The organism is Shewanella indica (assembly GCF_033842865.1).
Lineage (GTDB): Bacteria > Pseudomonadota > Gammaproteobacteria > Enterobacterales > Shewanellaceae > Shewanella > Shewanella indica.
The window spans coordinates 1085156-1104896 of record NZ_JAWXXR010000001.1; the positions used below are offsets into that span (position 1 = coordinate 1085156).

The following is a 19741-nucleotide window of genomic DNA, read 5'->3' on the forward strand; positions in this document are numbered from 1 at the left end:
CACAATTATGGATTTATGAAGTAAAAAACGACGTTTTAAAAGCAACAAAAAAGGCAATCCGAAGATTGCCTTTAATGACTTACAGTGTGTTAGCTCAGTTTGCCATGACACTGTTTGTATTTTTTACCTGAGCCGCAAGGACAAGGATCGTTACGTCCAACTTTCTCACCATCACGCACAACTGGAGTATGAGCCGCGACTTCAGCATCTTGTTCGGCTTGATTCAAAGCTTCAGACGTGGCGTGCTGATATTGATGTTGGATCCGCGCTTCTTCTTCACGGCGACGGGCTTCCATTTCATCGACATCCGATTGGGCCTGTACCTGAACCTTGGACAGAATACTGATCACATCGTGCTTGAGTGACTCCAACATCTGCTGGAACAGCTCAAAGGACTCACGCTTATATTCCTGTTTGGGGTTCTTCTGCGCATAACCACGCAGGTGAATACCCTGACGCAGGTGGTCCATGGCAGCCAGGTGCTCTTTCCACAAACCATCCAAGGTTTGCAGCATCACGGCCTTTTCAAACTGACGCAGCACCTCTGGGCCCACCATCTGCTCTTTGGCCTCATAGGCCTTGAGCCAGGATTCGATGATCCGCTCACGCAGGGTCTCTTCGTGCAGGTCTTCTTCTTTGTCCAGCCACTCCTGCAGCGGCAAGTCCAGTACAAATTCCTGCTTGAGTCGCTGCTCGAGGCCGGGAACGTCCCAGAGCTCTTCAACTGACTGTGGTGGAATGTATTGATCGATAACACCTGTGATCACGTCTTCCTGAATATTCTTGATGGTATCTTCAATGCTTTCAGCATCCATCAGTTCGTTACGCTGAGCGTAAACCACCTGACGCTGGTCGTTGGCGACATCATCAAACTCCAGCAGCTGCTTACGAATATCGAAGTTACGGGCTTCCACTTTGCGCTGGGCATTCTCAATCGCACGAGATACCCAAGGATGTTCGATGGCTTCGCCTTCTTCCATGCCCAACTTCTTCATCATGTTGGCAACACGATCTGAAGCGAAGATCCGCATCAGACTATCTTCCATCGACAGATAGAAACGTGATGAACCCGCATCGCCCTGACGTCCGGAACGACCACGCAGCTGGTTGTCGATACGGCGAGACTCGTGACGCTCGGTGCCCAAAATGTGCAAACCACCGGCGGCGACCACAGCATCGTGACGCTCTTGCCAGTCAGCACGGATCTTGGCAATCTGCTCCTCGGTTGGGTTTTCCAGTTCCTCAATTTCTGCTTTCCAGCTACCGCCCAAGACGATATCGGTACCACGACCGGCCATGTTAGTGGCCACGGTTACTGCACCACTACGTCCAGCCTGAGCAACAATTTCTGCTTCTTTTTCATGGAACTTGGCGTTCAGTACCTTGTGAGGGATCTTTTCCCGATCCAACAGGTTGGACAGCAGTTCAGACTGTTCGATGGAAACTGTACCGACCAATACCGGCTGGCCGCGTTCACGACAACCTTTGATGTCCTGGATAATGGCGTTGTATTTTTCTTTGGCGGTGAGATACACCAAGTCTGCCATATCGTTACGGATCATCGGCCGATTGGTGGGGATCACTACGGTATCCAGACCATAGATATGCTGGAATTCAAAAGCTTCGGTATCAGCAGTACCTGTCATACCGGCCAGTTTTTCATACTGACGGAAGTAGTTTTGGAAGGTGATAGAAGCCAGGGTCTGGTTTTCATTCTGGATCTTCACGCCTTCTTTGGCTTCCACCGCCTGGTGCAAGCCTTCAGACCAACGACGCCCTTGCATGGTACGGCCGGTGTGCTCATCGACGATAATCACTTCGCCGTCCTGCACAACATAGTCGACATCCCTCTCAAACAGGGTGTGAGCACGCAGCGCAGCGTTAACATGATGCAGCAGTGAAATATTGGCGGCCGAGTAGAGTGAATCCCCTTCGGCCAACAGTCCAGCCTGGGTCAGCAGGAGTTCAATTTTTTCCTGACCGCGTTCAGTCATATGAACTTGTTTGGCCTTTTCATCAACACTGAAGTCACCCTCACCGACATAATCGTCCGAGTCTTCTTTATCCTGGCGGATCAGGTTGGGGATAAGTGTGTTGACCTTGATGTAGAGCTCAGAGCTATCTTCGGCAGCACCGGAGATGATCAGCGGCGTACGGGCTTCATCAATAAGAATGGAGTCGACTTCGTCTATCAGAGCATAATGCAATGGCCGCTGTACCCGCTCCTGCGGTGAAAATGCCATGTTGTCGCGCAGATAGTCAAAACCAAATTCGTTATTGGTACCGTAAGTGATATCTGAGTTATAGGCGGCTTTCTTTTCCAGCTGACCAAGACCGGCGACGTTAACTCCGACTGTCATTCCCAGGAATTCAAACAGTGGGCGGTTGGTGTCGGCGTCACGGCGAGCCAGATAGTCGTTCACTGTAATAACGTGAACCCCCTTGCCGGTCAGCGCATTGAGATAGGCCGGCAGCGTGGCGGTGAGAGTCTTACCTTCACCGGTGCGCATCTCGGCAATGCGGTTGCTGTCCAGCACCATACCACCTATCAACTGCACGTCGAAGTGGCGCATCTCGAACACCCGCTTGGAAGCTTCACGCACAGTGGCAAAGGCTTCAGCCATGATGTCGTTAAGGGTTTCCCCTTTTTCAAGCCGGTCACGGAACTCCTGGGTTTTGGCCTTGAGCTGCTCATCGCTGAGTTGCTCATATTCACCTTCGAGCGCGTTGATCTTGTTGACTATCTTGCCCAGGGCTTTAAGGGTGCGGTCGTTACGACTACCAAATACTTTTGTCAGTAATTTACCTAACATCTGAATCACTTATTCTGTTGTAGGCCAAGCCTCTTACGAGTCTGGCGGCCAGTTCCAATTAACCTGCTTTGCGGTAGACGTACTTCTTGGGATCTATCTGCTGTCCACCCCGCAACACTTCGTAATGCACATGAGGTCCTGTCGAACGCCCAGTGCTTCCCATGGTGGCAATTTTCTCGCCCTTGGCGACCACGTCACCTACAGTTACTGACAAAGCTTTATTATGACCATAGCGGGTGCGCAATCCGTTACCGTGATCTATCTCCACCAACTCACCATAGCCAAACATATTCCCGGCCCATGTCACCACACCACCACCGGTGGCGATCACATCGGCTCCTTCTGTACCCGCAAAGTCTATGCCTTTATGCACAGATCTGCGGCCATTGAAAGGATCATTACGTAAACCGTAGGGCGAGGATAACCAACCTTTGTTGATTGGCCGCCCTGATATATAACGCTCTTCATCTATATGGAGATTGGAAGCCACTGTTTCAAGCAGGGACAACTGAGCATTATTACTATCAATTCCTGATGCCAGCCGATCCATATCGGAGATCAGCTGCTCCAGCTCTATGCTGGTGCCCAGCTCGCTCAGGCCGCCAATACCTACCTCGGCGCCGAAATCGAACTGTTCTTCAAGTTGGTAATTCTGGGCAAGAGTTTGCCCTAGAGCCTCAAGCCGGGTCAGTTTGGCCTGCATTCTGGCGACATGTGCCACCAAGGTTGCCAACTGAGTTTCGGTTGCCTGCTTGAGTTCTTTGACTTGTTTCTGTTGCTGCTCACGAGCTTGGCGCTCGTTGTCGACGTTGGCCTGTTGCGACTCAAATCGCTCGGCGTTGTAATGATAGAGCCCTGTGCCCGCAGCGAGGAGCAATATAGGCAATAACAACCAGCGTTTGCCAGGTTGCCAGCGCGTCACGCCATTCCGACCTTGAATAAAAACTGTTACACTCATAGCCTAATTCAGCCATCTTATTATCATAATGAAGAAGCTCCCTCAGCACCTCAGCCAATTACTGCATCAGTCGGGACGTCTGCCCGATCTGGCCGAGAAAGCGGAGCTTTTGTTGTATCTGAACCAGCATGTCAAACAGCTGCTGTCAGGCCCTGTCAGCGAACAGCTGCAAGTCGCCAATCTGCGCCAAAGTGTGCTGGTTATTGAAACCCCTTCCGCCGCATGGGCCGCCAGGATTAACTTCCAAAAAACCAAACTTCTTGCCCAACTTCAGGCAGAAACGCTCCCAATGCTTACCGCTATTGAGGTTAAAGTCAACCCGGCACTGGCAACATCAGGGGCAAAACCCCAAGTGGTTCACAGACAACTGAGTGAAACCGCGGCTTCACATATCAATGCACTGGCCGAACACACTGACGGTGAGCTGGGCCAGAAACTAAAACGGCTGGCTGCATTAGCCAGCCGTAAAAGGCAGTCCTAGTTTTACGATTAAGCCATCACCACATTGGATGGCATCATAAAGCTGACAGGCACATCCGCTTCTTTTTCGAAGCTGACCAACTCCCAGGCATCCTGCTGTGCAAGCAATGCCCGCACCAGCTGGTTGTTCAGGGCATGCCCCGTCTTGTAGGCACAGAACTCTCCGACTATGGCGTGACCCGCCACATACAGGTCACCAAACGCATCAAGAATCTTGTGCTTAACAAATTCATCCTCATAACGCAGGCCATCGGGGTTGAGGACACGATATTCATCAAGCACAACCGCGTTTTCCATACTGCCACCCAATGCCAGATTGTTGGCACGCAGATACTCGATATCACGCATAAAACCAAAGGTTCTGGCGCGGCTGATATCTTTCACAAAGGCGGAAGAGGAAAAATCCATCACCATATGCTGTTGACTACGGGCAATTTCAGGGTGATTGAAGTCAATAGCAAAATCGACTCTGAAACCTTTGAAAGGTCGCAGTTCAGCCCACTTATCACCGTCTTCAACACGCACTGTGTGCTTGATCTTCAGATATTTCTTGGCCGCTGACTGATCTTTGATCCCCGCGCTTTGCAGCAGGAATACAAAGGGGCTGGCACTGCCGTCCATGATAGGGATCTCGGGAGCATCCACTTCAATAACAGCATTGTCGATACCCAGGCCCGCGAGCGCAGCAAACAGATGCTCTATCGTTGAGATGCGAACACCTTCATCATTAACCAGAGCCGTACACATAGTCGTTTCACGCACCTGCTCCGCCTTGGCAGCAATCTCCACTGCCGGCTGCATATCGGTACGCACGAGTACGATCCCTGTATTGACTGGTGCGGGCTTGATAGTCAAAGTCACCTTATTGCCGGAATGCAAACCGACACCTGTGGTCTTTACTATTTTTTCAACAGTTCTTTGAAAAATCATTTAGTTACCCGTATTCATCTCAACAAAAAGCTCTGCCTAGGACGATAAAATCGACACTCCTCGGGCGCAGCTGGTCGGATATCCTAGCATAAATCGGCAATTTCACAAAAATTTACCTGCCTTCGCTTCCTGGAAACAAAGGGGCTCACCCAATTTACACCCGCGATACCCGCCAGTATCAGTCGGCTTGCTTACGCAAAAACGCCGGAATATCCAAATAATCAAGCTCGTTCTTATGCGGATTGGCCGCAGGTTGGGACGCCGGAACTGCATTGCTCTTATGAGAAACAGGCATAGCAGCTTCTTCCTGAGGCATGTAGGCTTCGACCTTGGGCTCTGGCACAGGTTCCTGACGCGGAGCAGGTTTGGATACCAACTGGATGTCAGGTTTTCTTTCCGATCCTATGCCGGTAGCAACCACAGTAACCCGCAGTTCATCGCTCATTTCCGGATCGATAACAGCACCGACGACCACAGTCGCATTGTCTGAAGCATAAGCCTTGACGTGGTTACCCACAGTCTCAAATTCTTCGATACTCATATCCATGCCGGCAGTGATGTTAACCAGCACGCCACGGGCACCTGCCAAGTCGATATCTTCCAGTAGCGGACTGGCAACAGCCGCTTCGGCCGCTTCTTCGGCGCGGTCTTCACCACGAGCGACACCTGTGCCCATCATGGCGTTACCCATTTCGGACATAACGGTTTTCACGTCGGCGAAGTCGACGTTAATCAGACCGGGACGGGTGATCAGTTCGGCGATACCTTGCACAGCACCCAAGAGCACGTTGTTGGCGGCAGCAAAGGCATCCAGCAATGACGTGCCACGGCCCAATACTTTAAGCAGTTTCTCGTTGGGGATAGTGATCAGCGAGTCAACATGTTTGGCCAGCTCAGTGATCCCCTGATCGGCGAACGCCATACGCTTCTTGCCTTCGAATGGGAAAGGTTTGGTGACCACGGCCACAGTCAAGATCCCTTCTTCGCGGGCAATCTGCGCCACCACAGGTGCGGCACCTGTCCCCGTACCGCCACCCATACCGGCAGCGATAAAAATCATATCCGAGCCCTTGATAGCCTCACGGATATTTTCACGATCTTCTTCGGCTGCAGCACGACCGACTTCCGGGTTAGCACCAGCCCCCAGACCCTTGGTGACATCACGTCCCAGTTGAATAGTGGTGCCCGCGGCAGACTTACGCAGTGCCTGGGCATCTGTATTGGTGGCAACAAACTCAACACCTTCGATGTTGTGTTTCACCATATGTTCGACGGCATTACCACCACCGCCACCGACGCCGATGACCTTTATCACCGCCTCGTCAGAATGAGTATCCATGATCTCAAACATGGTTGAATTCTCCGTATTACCTGCGTTTACGTAAGTTAAAACTCACCTTTAAACCAGCTCTGAACCCGATTCCAGAGACTGGTCACCCCTTGACGCTCGGGTCGTTCAAACTGACGTTCGATAACCCTGCGCGCGCCGTAATGTAACAGCCCAACACCTGTGGAGTAGATGGGCTGATCCACATATTCATACAAACCTTTCACCGGCAGCGGTGATGCCACCCTGACCGGCATGCCGAAAGTGGCTTCGGCAACATCCACAGCCCCTTCAATAGAGGCGGTACCACCGGTCAACACTATGCCGGCGGCAATTTGATCTTCCAGGCCACTGTCCTTGAGTTCCTTGAATACCAACTCGAACAGTTCCTGATATCTGGGTTCAACCACCTCGGCCAAAGTATGACGCGACATGGTTCTTGACGGTCGGCCACCCACGGACGGCACTTCTATACTGTCCTCACGGCTCACCATGGAGCTGCGGGCACTGGCATGCTGCACTTTAATCTGCTCGGCATGCGACAGTGGCGTACGAAAAATTTTGGCGATATCACTGGTTACCTGGTTGCCGGCCACCGGCACCACGGCGCAGTGACGCAGAGCGCCATTGGTATACACGGCGATATCTGTGGTACCGCCACCGACATCCACCAGACAAACACCCAGATCTTTTTCATCATTGGTCAGTACCGCATCGGCCGAAGCGATACCGGAAAACACCAAGTCGTCCACCTTGAGGCCACAGCGCTCAACACTCTTGGTGATGTTCTTGGCCATATCATTGGCGCAGGTGACTATATGCACCTTGGCTTCCATCCGCATGCCGGACATGCCGATAGGGCTGCGGATCCCTTCCTGAACATCTATGGCATATTCCTGCGGCAATACGTGCAAAATGCGGCGTTCAGTGGGGATCTTCACCGAACGGGCCGTGTGAATGACGTTGTCCACGTCTTCCTGAGTCACCTCTTCATCATTGATGGAGACCATGCCGTTTTCGTTCTGACAGGCGATATGCTTGCCGGAAATGCTCAAATACACCGAAGACACCTGACAGTCTGCCATCAGCTCGGCCTGATCCAAGGCCCGCTGCACACTGCGCACGATAGAATCGAGGTCGTTAACCCCGCCTTTATCCATGCCGCGTGATGGATGATTACCCAGACCGACGACACTGATTTCGCCATCGGGCAAGACTTCACCTATGATCACAGCGACCTTGGATGTCCCTATGTCCAATCCGACGATCAGATTTCTATCTTGGTTCTTGGTCATTAATTAACGGCTCTCTTCTTGTGCGTCTTCCCAGCCTACAGCCAGACCCGTGTCATAGCGTAGATCCACTCTGGCGACACTCTTTTCCTGTTTAACCAACTCCGGATACACATTGATAAAACGCTGTATCCGCGCCATCTTGTCCTCTCGTCCCAACTCCAGCATGATGCCGTTGCCCAAAGTCGCCTCCCAGGCATGTCTCGGGCTGAGACTCAATCTATCCAACTTAAAGCTGTTTATCCGCAGCAGTTCATCCATCTGCCGAAAGGAGGTCAATACCTCCTGTGCCATAGGTTCAGGTCCCGCCAACCAAGGCAGATTTTCCAGCCCGGGTTGCGGTGGCGCCAGGAACACCTCGCCGTGTTCATTGAGCCATTCATCCTGATTCCAGTGCGCCACGGCGACCTGCTCCTGCAGATAAACCTTCAGCTTGGCCGGCCATTCACGTCGAACCGAAGCCCGGTATACCCAAGGCAGAGCCTCCAGCGCCTGTTGCACCTCGGCCACATCTGCGCTGAAAAAACTGCGCTGCATCAAGTCCTGCAAGGCGCCGCGGATTTCTGCATCCGTGGTGTACTGGCGCTCGCCTTTTATCGCCACAGCCTCTATGGGCAAGGCCTCGGCATCATTCAGCACCAGTCCCAGTTTCCAAGCCGCCATGCCGAATGCCGCCAGTACCAACAGCAGAAAGCCAATCCCGCTGCAGAGATACCAATTGACTCCGGCAAGCCTTTCACGGCCCTTGTGCAACCTGTCCTTCAGCGCCATGGTCCTGCCTGTTAGCTTGGCGGAAAACCGGCCATTATATAGGGCTGGTTTTCTTGGTCAAAAGATACTGTTTTCAAGCCATTAAGCGGCGAAAATCTATTCAGAAATCGTATCTTTCTTATCATCACTAAACCCCAGTTTGCTGCTCGCCAACTGGCGCGCCAGAGCCCCTATGTTGCCGGCACCTTGAGTCATCAGCAGATCGCCGTCCTTAAGCACATCCGGTAGTATCTCCTGCAACTGCTCCGGCGTAGCGACATAGATAGGGTCGACCTGACCACGCAATCTGATGCTGCGGCACAGCGCGCGGCTGTCGGCTCCCGCGATAGGTGCTTCACCGGCGGGATAAACCTCCAGCAGCAGCAGACCATCGACCTGAGACAAGACCTCGACAAAATCCTCGTACAGATCCCGGGTGCGACTGTATCTGTGTGGCTGATAAGCCATCACCAGGCGCTTATTGGGCCAACCGGCACGAGCCGCCTTGATAGTGGCAGCGACTTCACTGGGATGATGGCCGTAATCATCAACCAGCATCACCTCGCCCTTGGGAGTATCGTAGGCCCCCAAGTGCTGGAAGCGGCGGCCAATTCCCTGGAACTCCGCCAGCGCCTGCACTATGGCGGCATCATCTATATCATCTTCACTGGCCACGGCAATCGCCGCCAAAGCATTCAGTACATTGTGCCGTCCCGGCAGATTCAGCAGCAGTTCCAAGTCATCCCGTCCCTTGCGACGCACGGTGAAACGGCATTGATGCCCTTCCTGGCTAAAGTTGAGTGCCTGCACATCGGCCTCATCGCTGAAGCCATAAGTCACCATGTGGCGACCAATACGCGGCATGATCTCTTTCACCACAGGATCATCAATACAGAGCACGGCCACACCGTAGAACGGCAGGTTATGCAGGAAGTCGACAAAGGTGGTTTTCAACTTCTCAAAATCGCCGCCATAAGTATCCATATGGTCGGCTTCAATATTGGTTACCACACTCACCATAGGCTGCAGATGCAGGAAGCTGGCATCACTCTCATCGGCCTCGGCGATAAGGTAACGGCTATGCCCCAAGCGAGCATTGGTGCCGGCACTATTAAGCAGGCCACCTATTACAAAGGTCGGATCCCGCTCGGCCTGGCCATAAACACTGGCGATAAGGCTGGTTGTAGTGGTCTTGCCATGGGTGCCGGCGATCGCCACCCCATGACGGTAACGCATTAGCTCGGCCAGCATCTCGGCACGGCGCACTATCGGAGTGCGATTGGCTCTGGCGGCCGCGACTTCCGGGTTATCCGCTTTAATCGCGGTGGAAACCACCACCACATCAACGTTAACCACAGCCTCGGCACTATGGCCGATAATGATGCGAGCACCCAGAGCCGCCAAACGTTCGGTCACGGCATTTTCGGCAATATCCGAACCGCTGACCTGATAACCTTCGTTGACCAGAACTTCGGCAATGCCCCCCATGCCGGCACCACCTATGCCAACAAAGTGAATGCGACGCACCCGGCGCATTTCCGGGATCATGGCGCGAAGCTGGGCGTATTTCTCTGCTCTGTTGTTCATCTATTTCCTTTCTCTGCCAGTTCGATACAGACCTGGGCGACTTTATCGGTCGCATCCAGCACGGCGGCCGCTCTGGCTCTTTGCCCCATCAGGGCCAATTCATTTCTATCACTGCCAAGCAGGGCCAGCTTGTTCGCCAGCCTGGGCACATCGACAATCGGTTGCGGCAACAGGAAGGCCGCGCCCGCATCCACCAACACCTGGGCGTTGCGGGTCTGGTGATCATCCACCGCATGGGGATAAGGCACCAACAGGCTGGGCAGGCCAACGGCCGCCAGCTCGGAAACGGTTAAAGCTCCGGCACGACAGATGACCACGTCAGCCCAGCGATAGGCGGCTTCCATATCATCGATAAACTCAGCCACTTTGACTCTGCCATCCTGTCCCAGCTGCTGATATTCAGCTTCCACCGGCGCCTGATTGCCCTTGCCCACCTGATGCCAAACCGTCACCGACTGTGACTTGCTGACCTCGGCAACCACGGCCGGCATAAGGTCGTTGAAGACCTTGGCCCCCAAGCTGCCACCGACAACCAAAATTTTCAGCGCATCCTGATGTTGGGCTCTATGCTGCCCACCCAGACTAATAAGTTCCTGGCGAATAGGGTTGCCCACCACTTCGGCCTTACCCGGCTCAAAGGTGTTGGCAAAGGCGCACAGCACCTTGGTAGCGATACGAGAAAGCAGCTTATTGGTCATCCCGGGAATGGCATTTTGCTCATGCAACACCAACGGAATACCACTTAGCTTAGCGGCAACGCCGCCCGGGCCGCTGGCAAAGCCGCCCATGCCCAACACCACATCTGGCCGAAATTCGCGGATAACCCTGCGCGCCTGGATAATTGAGCGCAGCACCTTGAAAGGCGCTGCCAGCTTGCGCACTATGCCGTTGCCACGCACACCTTTAATATCAATAAAATCTATGTCAAAGCCGTGCTGAGGCACCAAACGCGCCTCCATCCGGTCGGCGGTACCCAGCCAACGCACCTGCCAGCCCTGCTGTGCCAAGCGTCTGGCCACTGCCAACGCCGGAAAAACGTGACCACCGGTACCACCGGCCATCACCAAAATACGTTTGTTATTCACATTATTACCTTTCATGACTTCAGCCTCCCCTGTACCGCCTGGATCAGGCTGAGACGCCGCTCATGATCTATCCGGATCAGCATCATGACCGCAGCCGTCATCACCCAGAGGCTACTGCCGCCATAGCTGATAAAGGGCAGTGTCAGCCCCTTGGTCGGCAAAATGCCGATACTGGCGCCCACGTTCACCACGGTCTGGAAACAGATCCAGATCCCTATGGCGTAGGCCAGATAACCTTCAAATGCCCGATCCATGGCCAAGCATTGGCTGCCGAGACGAATCGCCCGCAGCGCAACGAAAAGTAGCACCGCCAGCACGGCAACTATGCCGATAAACCCAAGTTCTTCCCCTATAACGGCGAAGATAAAGTCAGTGTGCGCCTCCGGCAGGTATTCCAGTTTCTGGATACTGTTACCAAGCCCCTGACCAAACCAGTCACCACGGCCATAAGCCATCAGCGACTGAGTCAACTGGTAACCACTGCCGAACGGATCCTGCCAGGGGTCGAGGAAGGAGGTCACCCGCCGCATCCGGTAGGGCTCCAGCAACACCAAAGCCACAAAGGCCATGACCCCGGTCAGGATCAGCGCAAAAAAGTCCAGCAAACGGGCGCCGGCCAAAAATAGCAGCCCGACCGTGCCAACAAACAGCACCACTACAGTCCCCAGATCCGGTTGCATCAGGATCAAGAAGGCATAGACGGCAAAAACCGCAATCGGCTTGTAAAAACCCTTGGCGTTTTCACGCACTTCCTGATGCCGCCTAACCAGATAACCGGCCATGTAGACCGCAAAAACAAACTTGGCTATCTCGGCCACCTGAATTCTCACCGGCCCCAGCGACAGCCAGCGTGTCGCGCCGTTTACCGTGGTGCCTACTGCCAGCACAGCTACCAACATAACCCCAACCAGCAACAGCATCAGCGGACTCAGTTGCTGCCAGCGCTGCATCTCTACCTGCAACACCACTGCGGCGATCACCACGCAACCCGCCAAATAGAACAGATGCCGGGTCACAAAGTGAAATGGATTACCTGTCAGACTCTGGGCTTCCGGCATGGAAGCCGACATCACCATCACAAAGCCAAAGGCGATCAACGACAAAACGGCAAGCAGCAAACGCCGGTCATACAGTTGCATGCCCTGCGATTGCTTTTCACCGAACCAGTCGGACCAGCGCCACTTGAGGCTGGTTCCAAACAGGTTGAGTTGTCGCTCATCACTGCTCATCCAGTGCCTCCACCAGATGGCGGAAATCATCGCCCCTGGCCATAAAGTTGCTGTACATATCCAGGCTGGCACAGGCCGGCGACAACATGACTATGTCTCCGGAACTCGCCAGCTCGGCGGCCTTACTCACGGCTTCCGCCATGGAGCCAACCTTGATGGCGCCCTCTTTCAGGGCCGCTATCTTGTCACCGTCTCGCCCCAGGGTGATTAGGTGAGTCACAGAGCCCAGCGCATTGGCAAGCGGCCGGAAATCAGCCCCTTTACCATCCCCACCGGCAATCAGGATCACATCGCCGAGATAGTCGCTGAGTCCTTCGAGCGCAGCCACGGTAGCGCCTACATTGGTGGCCTTGGAATCGTTGATCCAGGTGGCACCATTTTTGACCGCCACCAGTTCACATCTATGCGGCAGGCCTTTAAACTCGCGGGCCACTCTGGCCATGGCTTCCTTATCCACTCCGGCCGCATCGGCTAACGCCATGGCGGCCAGCAGGTTGGCGTGGTTATGGCTGCCGAGCAGTGCCACATCCATCAGATTCATGATTTCACTGCTGCCGTGGAAAATCTTGCCGTCGGTGATCCCCCACTCATCCCCCTCGGGGTTGCCCAGACCAAAGCTATTGTTGTTCATGGGTGACATGGGCTGAGTCTGCGGATCATCCCGGTTGAAAATCGCCAGTCGACTCAGTTCATAGAGCCGCAGTTTGGCCTGACGATAGGCTTCCAGATCGCTGTATCTATCCATATGGTCTTCAGAAATGTTCAGGCAAGTGGACGCCAAACATTTAAGACTATGGGTCGTTTCCAACTGGAAACTGGATAACTCCAGCACATAGTGACTGACGTTTTCGCCCAAAAGCTCCAGCGCCGGTACCCCTATGTTGCCGCCGATGGCAACCTGCTTGCCGCCGGCTTTGAGCATTTCACCGACCAGGGTCGTTACAGTTGACTTACCATTGGAGCCGGTAATCGCCAGCACACATGGGCCCTTGTCAGCGATGGCGCGAGCAAACAGCTCCACATCGCCAATCACTTCTATGCCCATATCCAGAGCCGCTCTTACTTCTGGGGTATCCATGGGGATCCCGGGACTGATGATGATCTGCTCAGCCTGCACCAGGCCACGGCAATCAAAACCACCGAAGCAAAACTCCAGATCCGGAAATTCATTTTTCAGCGCCTCGGCACCGGGAGGATTACGGCGGCTGTCCATCACCATAGGGGCATGCCCCTGAGCCACCAGATAGCGCACCACAGACAAACCTGTGGCCCCCAATCCCAACACTATGTGCGAACAGCGACTCATCATGACTGCTTACCTCAACTTCAGGGTGGCTAATCCCAGCAGAACCAGGAACAAAGAGATAATCCAGAAACGCACTATCACTCTGGGCTCGGGCCAACCTTTCAATTCATAATGGTGGTGTATGGGTGCCATACGGAAAATCCGCTGGCCCCGCAGCTTATAGGATCCAACCTGAAGGATGACTGACAAAGTCTCCATTACAAACACACCACCCATGATCACCAGCAAAATCTCCTGGCGTACCAGTACGGCCATGGTGCCGAGCGCAGCCCCCAGTGACAGCGAGCCTACATCACCCATAAACACTTGAGCCGGATAGGTGTTGAACCACAGGAAACCAAGACCGGCACCCACTATTGCGGTACAGACGATCACCAGTTCACCGGCTCCCGGCAGATGTGGAATATGCAAATAGCCGGCAAATTGCGCGTGGCCGGAGAGGTAGGCAATAAGCGCAAACGCCGCCGCGACCATGACGGTAGGCATAATCGCCAAACCATCGAGGCCGTCGGTCAGGTTAACCGCATTGCTCGAACCCACTATGGTGAAATAGGCCAGCACCACAAAAAACAGCCCCAGCTGCGGCATCACATCCTTGAAGAAAGGCACTACCAATTGAGTTTCACCGGGCAAGGCCGCGGTAGCGTAGAGATAAAAGGCCACCGCAATCGCCGCCAGCGATTGTAAAATGTACTTCCACCTGGCTACCAGCCCCTTGGGATCCTTACGCACCACCTTGCGATAATCATCAAGGAAGCCGATAAGGCCAAAGCTGCCCAGAACGAATAACATCACCCAGACATAGCGGTTACCGAGATCGCCCCACAGCAGGACACTGATAAAGATCCCCGCCAGCACCAGTAATCCACCCATGGTTGGGGTGCCACGCTTACTGAAATGTGACTCAGGGCCATCGTTACGCACCACCTGGCCTATCTGCAACAACTGCAAACGCTCGATCAACTTGGGCCCCCACCAGAGTGCGAAGCTGAGGGCGGTCAACAACCCCAGAATGGCTCTGAAGGTCAAATAGGAAAACACGTTAAACCCGGTATAAAACTGGGTTAGATACTCCGCCAGATACACCAGCATCTACACTAACTCCCCACGCCCGAAGGCTGATTTAAGGGCCTCGACCACACGTTCCATACGCATGCTGCGTGACCCCTTGACCAATACAGTGACACTCCCTGGTAACTGATTGATATATTCGATTAAATTTTCCACCAAACGCCCTTGGGTATCCAGATGTTCCGTACCAAACCCCTGGCTGGTGTTCTGGGTTAATTGACCGCAGCAAAACAGGGCATCTATCCCGGCCTCCCGGGCATACTCACCCAGCTCGCGATGCAAAAGGGGGGCATTGTCGCCTAATTCCCCTAAATCGCCCAGTACCAGAATGCGATTTCCGTGAATTTCGTGAAGCCAGTTGATCGCCGCCTTGACCGAAGCCGGATTGGCGTTGTAGCTATCATCGATCAGCTGCACCCGCCCAAGCTCTGTGGGCAACATGCGTCCCTTGACCGGCTGCATCTGTTGCAAGCCGGAGATAATACTTTCCATATCCAGGCCCAGCGCCAGGCAAACCGAAGTTGCTGCCAGGGCGTTAGCCACCTGATGTCGTCCGGCCAGCGGCAACACCAGCGGATACTCCTGCTGCTGCCAGCAAAGAATGCAGCGATAACGCCCCGAGGCATCGGCCTGCAAATCTTTGGCTGTCAGTTCGGCTGCTGCGTCAATGCCATAGCTTAACTGACGGTAGCCTAACGCAGCCTGACGCATTACCTCGGCGTATCTGTCATCGGCATTGATAATGGCACAGCCGTCCGCGGCCAAGTGATTGAAAATCTCGGATTTGGCCGCCGCCACACCGGCCTCTGAGCCAAACCCTTCGAGATGGGCGCTGGCGACATTGTTCACCAGGGCAACATCCGGGCGCACTATGGCCGAGGTGTAATCAATTTCACCCTTGTGATTGGCGCCAAGCTCAAATACCGCATATTCGTGTTCAAGCTCCAGCCGCAAGGCAGTCAGCGGCACGCCTATGTCGTTGTTGAAGTTACCTGCGGTGTAGAGCACCTTGGCATATTGCGACAATATAGTCGCCAACATCTCCTTGACGCTGGTCTTGCCGTTGGAGCCGGTCAAGGCAACGCACTTGAGTGAAACCAAACTGCGCACCATGGTCGCCAGTTGTCCCAGGGCCTGATGAGGGTCGGCCACCAGTAGCTGAGGCACATCGAGTGCCAATTCACGGCTGACCAGAAGCGCCGCGGCGCCATTTTTGACCGCCGTTGGCGCAAACTCATGGGCGTCGAAACGCTCACCCTTGAGGGCGATAAACAAACCTTGGGTGCCTATATCGCGGCTATCTGTGCTGACACTCTCAATCAGCTGCTCTGCGGCAGTTGCCGGAATCAATTTGGCATTCAGCGCCGTTGCTATTTGTTGCAGGGTCAAAGGGATCATGCCTTGCCTCCGCTAAGTTCCAGTGCCAAGGCCCGCTCATCATAGTGGTGACGGCTTCCTGCAACTTCCTGATAGGTTTCATGGCCTTTACCGGCTAATAAGATCACATCTCCCGCCTCGGCCTGGGCGCAAACCTGTTTAATGGCGGTCACCCTATCGACACAGGAGAGTGCCGACTCGGGGCGAGTCAGCCCGGCCATAACTTCATCAATGATGGTTTGCGGATCTTCGCTGCGAGTATTGTCGCTGGTGACCATCAAGCGATCGGCAAAAGCCTCGGCGGCGCGGGCCATCAGCGGCCGCTTGCCCTTGTCACGATCGCCGCCGCAACCAAAGACACACCAGAGGCGGTTGTCGGTATGCAGCCGCAGCGCCTTGAGCGCTTGCTCCAGCGCATCCGGGGTGTGGGCATAATCCACCACCAGCGAAAAACCTATTCTCGACGGGAAACACTCCATCCGTCCGGGCACGGGTTTCAGAGCCGGTGACAGCGACAGCAGCTTTTGCAGCGGATAACCCATGGCATACAGCGCCGTCAACGCCGCCAACAGATTGGAGAGATTGAATTCGCCCAGCAGCGGGGTTTCCAGCACACCTTTACCTTCCGGCCAGTGGATCTCGGCGCGTACGCCCTTGGCGTGATATTGAGGGTTAACAGCAATAACTGCCGCTCTGGGATCTTGCTTAATGCTATAGCCGAGCAACTTGGCCTTGGGTAATTCCTCAAACCAAGCCTGTCCTGTGGCGTCATCCAGGTTAATCACAGCGTGTTTGAGACTGGCAAACCGCATTAGCCTCAATTTGGCGGCGGCATAAGCCTCCATAGTCTGGTGATAATCCAAATGATCCCGGCTCAGGTTGGTAAACACCGCCACTTCAAAGGGCGCGGCTTCTACCCGTCCCTGCACCAAACCGTGGCTGGATACTTCCATGGCACAGACGCTGACATCCATCTGCTCAAAAGCCTTGAGCTGGGCCATTACGGCTAAGGCATCACTGGTAGTATTGGTCGCTTGCTGGAGTTCCCCCAGCAAACCGTTCCCCAAAGTGCCCATGACACCGGCCTTTTCGCCGAGCAAAGACACCCACTGGGCGATTAGCTGGCTGACGGAAGTCTTGCCATTGGTGCCGGTAATCCCCACCAAACGTGGCTTGGCCGCGTGAATGCCATAGAACTGGGCCGCCAGCGCCGATAGCTGCCGACTCAGTTGAAAAAAATAAATGGTTAAACCTTGCTCCCGCTCTACCTTGCCGTGGGCATCCGGATCGTCCGTATGCAACAAGGCAGCCGCGGCTCCCTTGTTGAAGGCGGCGGCAACATACTCCCGACCATCGGCCTGATGTCCGGGAACGGCCACAAAAAGGCCACCTTCAACTACTTTCCGACTGTCGAGACAGGGCTCGGCCACCGCCTCCGCGCCGGAGTAATGAAACCAGGGAGCCAGCAGATCCCGCAATAACATCATTCTGCTCTCCTAGGTACCTGAGCCAGTTGTACGCGAGCATCATCACTCACAGGCTCCACATTCAACATCTGCAACGCGCCGGACATCACCTTGCCAAACACAGGTGCCGCCACCACGCCGCCGTAATATCTATCCCCTTTGGGCTCGTTGATCACCACCACCATGGCGAGCCTGGGGTTGTTTGCCGGCGCAACACCGGCAAACAGGGCGACATAATCATCGCCATAGCCACCGGCTATCGCCTTACGACTGGTGCCCGACTTACCGGCAACCGGATAGCCCTCAATATGAGCCCGGGTACCTGTGCCGCCCTTCTCGGTCACGCCCACCAACATGTTGATCACATCGCGGGCCACGTCCGGGGCTATCACCCGGGTGCCTTCCGGCGGTTGCTTCAGTTTAAGAATCGATACCGGGTAAAGTATGCCGCCGCTGCCCAGAGTGGCGTACATTCGCGCCAACTGCAGCGGGGTGGCTGTCAGACCATAACCAAAAGATAGAGTCGCCCGTTCAAAGTCAGACCATCTGTGTCTGTCCTGCACCAAACCGGCACTCTCGCCGGTCAGGTTGATCCCTGAATAGTTGCCGAGCCCCATGGACTGATAGGTGCCCAGCAGTTGCTGCACCGGCATTTCCAGCGCCAACTTACTGATCCCCACGTTACTGGACTTGATCAAAATCTTCGCCAATGACATATCGCCATAGTTGCGGACATCCCGCACCTGCCGGCCACCAATACGCATCCAACCGGGTGATGTCGGGATCAGCTCATCATTCTTGACGATCCCGGCCTCCAACGCTGCCACCACCACAAAGGGTTTCACCGTCGAACCCGGCTCAAAGGTGTCTGTCAGGGCGCGGTTACGCATCCTGTGGCTCTGCAGGTTTTCCCGCGAGTTGGGGTTATAGGAGGGAGTGTTGACCATCGCCAGCACTTCGCCCGTGTGTACATCCAGTACCACCACGGAACCGGATGTTGCCTGGTTCATTTCGGTGGCACGCTTGAGCTCACGGTAAGCCAACTGCTGAATACGCTGATCTATGCTGAGCACCAGATCGTTGGGACTCTCGCCTTCCTGGATGATATCCAGTCGCTCAACCACCCGGCCGTCACGGGACTTGCGCACTTTCTGTTTGGAGGGAGTGCCTGTCAGCCAACTATTGTAGGTGTTTTCAATGCCTTCGATGCCGACATCATCGATATTGGTGATCCCGACCAGCTGAGCACTGATCTCGCCAGCCGGATAGTAACGGCGTGACTCGGACTTAAGGTAGATACCGGGTAGCTTCAGCTGCTCGATATAGTGCGCGACCGCCGGGGTAACCTGGCGCTTGAGATAGGTAAAACGTTTCCTGGGGTTGGACTGCACTCTGGCCAGCAACTCATCCAGCGGCTCGTGCAATACATCGGCCAGCGCCCGCCAGCGGCGCATATCATTGAAGCCATCCTTGTCGTGAACCACCTTGGGGTCGGCGTAGACAGCACGCACCGGCACACTGACGGCCAACATCTCGCCGTTGCGGTCGGTAATAAGCCCTCTTTGCACCTGGTTGGAAGTGGTTCGCAAAGTGCGCATATCACTCTCATGACGCAGTTTTTCCGGCTCTATTACCTGAATGTAGGCAGCGCGTCCCACCAGTGAGACAAACAACAGACAAACAAAAGCCACCACCACCTGCAGTCGCCAGTGGATCAGTTGGGGCTTTTGAATCCTTTTAGCCTGTTTTCTCATGGAAGTCTCACTACCACCTCTTCATTGGGTAAGGGCCTTATCATGTCCAATTCCTTGGTCGCAATCCGGGTTATCCGGCTGTGCTCAGCCTGCGACTGCTCTTCCAGCAACAGGTTGCGCCATTCGATATCCAAGCGATCCCTTTCCTGTAACAGCTTGTCCAACTCACTGGTCTGGGTACGACTGATGTGGCTGGTATATACCACGGCAACCGCATTCCCCAACACCAGCATGCCCAGCAAAAGAATCCATTTGTGCTGCCAAAGATCCCGCAGCACTATGCGCGCCAGATTGAGTTGCGACTTACTCACCGCCA

Annotated in this window: 16 protein-coding genes; 1 reads left to right on the forward strand and 15 read right to left on the reverse strand. The window is 54.5% G+C overall.

Annotated elements, in window-relative coordinates:
- Positions 1 to 89: 89 nt before the first annotated feature.
- Together secA and SIL79_RS04960 are read right to left on the reverse strand one after the other, a co-directional pair.
- The gene (gene secA / locus SIL79_RS04955; protein WP_162207093.1) at positions 90 to 2813 is read right to left on the reverse strand and encodes a preprotein translocase subunit SecA; all 2724 of its coding nucleotides are present in this window, start codon (positions 2811 to 2813) and stop codon (positions 90 to 92) included.
- 58 nt (positions 2814 to 2871) lie between these two features.
- Positions 2872 to 3771 (reverse strand): M23 family metallopeptidase, encoded by a 900-nt coding sequence (locus SIL79_RS04960; protein WP_039035195.1) that lies wholly within the window; start codon positions 3769 to 3771, stop codon positions 2872 to 2874.
- Between the two features lie 28 nt (positions 3772 to 3799).
- Here SIL79_RS04960 and SIL79_RS04965 point away from each other — a divergent pair, with 28 nt between their 5' ends.
- Complete coding sequence (locus SIL79_RS04965) at positions 3800 to 4252, forward strand: DUF721 domain-containing protein (RefSeq protein ID WP_039035196.1); 453 nt, start codon at positions 3800 to 3802, stop codon at positions 4250 to 4252.
- 8 nt (positions 4253 to 4260) lie between these two features.
- On the opposite strand, the gene lpxC is transcribed toward SIL79_RS04965, so the two are convergent.
- From lpxC to ftsL, 13 genes are all read right to left on the reverse strand, one after another.
- A complete protein-coding gene (gene lpxC, locus SIL79_RS04970) occupies positions 4261 to 5181 on the reverse strand; it encodes a UDP-3-O-acyl-N-acetylglucosamine deacetylase (RefSeq protein ID WP_071476031.1) in 921 nt (306 codons plus the stop codon).
- A 178-nt stretch (positions 5182 to 5359) separates the two neighbouring features.
- Positions 5360 to 6532, reverse strand: a complete 1173-nt coding sequence (ftsZ, locus tag SIL79_RS04975; protein ID WP_039035198.1) for a cell division protein FtsZ — start codon at positions 6530 to 6532, stop codon at positions 5360 to 5362.
- Between the two features lie 35 nt (positions 6533 to 6567).
- Positions 6568 to 7803: a cell division protein FtsA gene (gene ftsA, locus SIL79_RS04980; RefSeq protein WP_039035199.1), complete on the reverse strand. Its 1236-nt coding sequence runs from the start codon at positions 7801 to 7803 to the stop codon at positions 6568 to 6570.
- 3 nt (positions 7804 to 7806) lie between these two features.
- The gene (locus SIL79_RS04985; protein ID WP_144362109.1) at positions 7807 to 8571 is read right to left on the reverse strand and encodes a cell division protein FtsQ/DivIB; all 765 of its coding nucleotides are present in this window, start codon (positions 8569 to 8571) and stop codon (positions 7807 to 7809) included.
- A gap of 96 nt (positions 8572 to 8667) precedes the next feature.
- Complete coding sequence (gene murC, locus SIL79_RS04990) at positions 8668 to 10137, reverse strand: UDP-N-acetylmuramate--L-alanine ligase (protein ID WP_039035200.1); 1470 nt, start codon at positions 10135 to 10137, stop codon at positions 8668 to 8670.
- Positions 10134 to 11237: an undecaprenyldiphospho-muramoylpentapeptide beta-N-acetylglucosaminyltransferase gene (gene murG / locus SIL79_RS04995; protein WP_039035201.1), complete on the reverse strand. Its 1104-nt coding sequence runs from the start codon at positions 11235 to 11237 to the stop codon at positions 10134 to 10136. The genes murC and murG overlap by 4 nt, the downstream gene beginning before the upstream one ends.
- On the reverse strand, positions 11234 to 12451 hold the full coding sequence (ftsW, locus tag SIL79_RS05000; RefSeq protein WP_039035202.1) for a cell division protein FtsW: 1218 nt from the start codon (positions 12449 to 12451) through the stop codon (positions 11234 to 11236). The genes murG and ftsW overlap by 4 nt, the downstream gene beginning before the upstream one ends.
- Positions 12441 to 13760: a UDP-N-acetylmuramoyl-L-alanine--D-glutamate ligase gene (gene murD, locus SIL79_RS05005; RefSeq protein WP_319619030.1), complete on the reverse strand. Its 1320-nt coding sequence runs from the start codon at positions 13758 to 13760 to the stop codon at positions 12441 to 12443. The genes ftsW and murD overlap by 11 nt, the downstream gene beginning before the upstream one ends.
- A 6-nt stretch (positions 13761 to 13766) precedes the next feature.
- Positions 13767 to 14849 (reverse strand): phospho-N-acetylmuramoyl-pentapeptide-transferase, encoded by a 1083-nt coding sequence (mraY, locus tag SIL79_RS05010; protein ID WP_039035204.1) that lies wholly within the window; start codon positions 14847 to 14849, stop codon positions 13767 to 13769.
- Complete coding sequence (locus SIL79_RS05015; RefSeq protein WP_319619031.1) at positions 14850 to 16226, reverse strand: UDP-N-acetylmuramoyl-tripeptide--D-alanyl-D-alanine ligase; 1377 nt, start codon at positions 16224 to 16226, stop codon at positions 14850 to 14852.
- The gene (murE, locus tag SIL79_RS05020; protein ID WP_319619032.1) at positions 16223 to 17692 is read right to left on the reverse strand and encodes a UDP-N-acetylmuramoyl-L-alanyl-D-glutamate--2,6-diaminopimelate ligase; all 1470 of its coding nucleotides are present in this window, start codon (positions 17690 to 17692) and stop codon (positions 16223 to 16225) included. Before murE ends, SIL79_RS05015 begins: the two co-directional genes overlap by 4 nt.
- Positions 17689 to 19425, reverse strand: a complete 1737-nt coding sequence (locus SIL79_RS05025) for a penicillin-binding transpeptidase domain-containing protein (protein ID WP_039035207.1) — start codon at positions 19423 to 19425, stop codon at positions 17689 to 17691. Before SIL79_RS05025 ends, murE begins: the two co-directional genes overlap by 4 nt.
- A complete protein-coding gene (gene ftsL, locus SIL79_RS05030) occupies positions 19422 to 19736 on the reverse strand; it encodes a cell division protein FtsL (protein WP_039035250.1) in 315 nt (104 codons plus the stop codon). Before ftsL ends, SIL79_RS05025 begins: the two co-directional genes overlap by 4 nt.
- Positions 19737 to 19741: the final 5 nt, after the last annotated feature.

What these genes read in the sequence shown, in the direction of transcription:
- ftsZ (WP_039035198.1), bottom strand. Translation starts at nt 6,532, where the DNA reads ATGTTTGAGATCATGGATACTCATTCTGACGAGGCGGTGATAAAGGTC.
- murD (WP_319619030.1), bottom strand. Translation starts at nt 13,760, where the DNA reads ATGATGAGTCGCTGTTCGCACATAGTGTTGGGATTGGGGGCCACAGGT.
- SIL79_RS04985 (WP_144362109.1), bottom strand. Translation starts at nt 8,571, where the DNA reads ATGGCGCTGAAGGACAGGTTGCACAAGGGCCGTGAAAGGCTTGCCGGA.
- murE (WP_319619032.1), bottom strand. Translation starts at nt 17,692, where the DNA reads ATGATGTTATTGCGGGATCTGCTGGCTCCCTGGTTTCATTACTCCGGC.
- murG (WP_039035201.1), bottom strand. Translation starts at nt 11,237, where the DNA reads ATGAAAGGTAATAATGTGAATAACAAACGTATTTTGGTGATGGCCGGT.
- ftsA (WP_039035199.1), bottom strand. Translation starts at nt 7,803, where the DNA reads ATGACCAAGAACCAAGATAGAAATCTGATCGTCGGATTGGACATAGGG.
- mraY (WP_039035204.1), bottom strand. Translation starts at nt 14,849, where the DNA reads ATGCTGGTGTATCTGGCGGAGTATCTAACCCAGTTTTATACCGGGTTT.
- SIL79_RS05015 (WP_319619031.1), bottom strand. Translation starts at nt 16,226, where the DNA reads ATGATCCCTTTGACCCTGCAACAAATAGCAACGGCGCTGAATGCCAAA.
- ftsW (WP_039035202.1), bottom strand. Translation starts at nt 12,451, where the DNA reads ATGAGCAGTGATGAGCGACAACTCAACCTGTTTGGAACCAGCCTCAAG.
- SIL79_RS05025 (WP_039035207.1), bottom strand. Translation starts at nt 19,425, where the DNA reads ATGAGAAAACAGGCTAAAAGGATTCAAAAGCCCCAACTGATCCACTGG.
- secA (WP_162207093.1), bottom strand. Translation starts at nt 2,813, where the DNA reads ATGTTAGGTAAATTACTGACAAAAGTATTTGGTAGTCGTAACGACCGC.
- SIL79_RS04965 (WP_039035196.1), top strand. Translation starts at nt 3,800, where the DNA reads ATGAAGAAGCTCCCTCAGCACCTCAGCCAATTACTGCATCAGTCGGGA.
- SIL79_RS04960 (WP_039035195.1), bottom strand. Translation starts at nt 3,771, where the DNA reads ATGAGTGTAACAGTTTTTATTCAAGGTCGGAATGGCGTGACGCGCTGG.
- murC (WP_039035200.1), bottom strand. Translation starts at nt 10,137, where the DNA reads ATGAACAACAGAGCAGAGAAATACGCCCAGCTTCGCGCCATGATCCCG.
- lpxC (WP_071476031.1), bottom strand. Translation starts at nt 5,181, where the DNA reads ATGATTTTTCAAAGAACTGTTGAAAAAATAGTAAAGACCACAGGTGTC.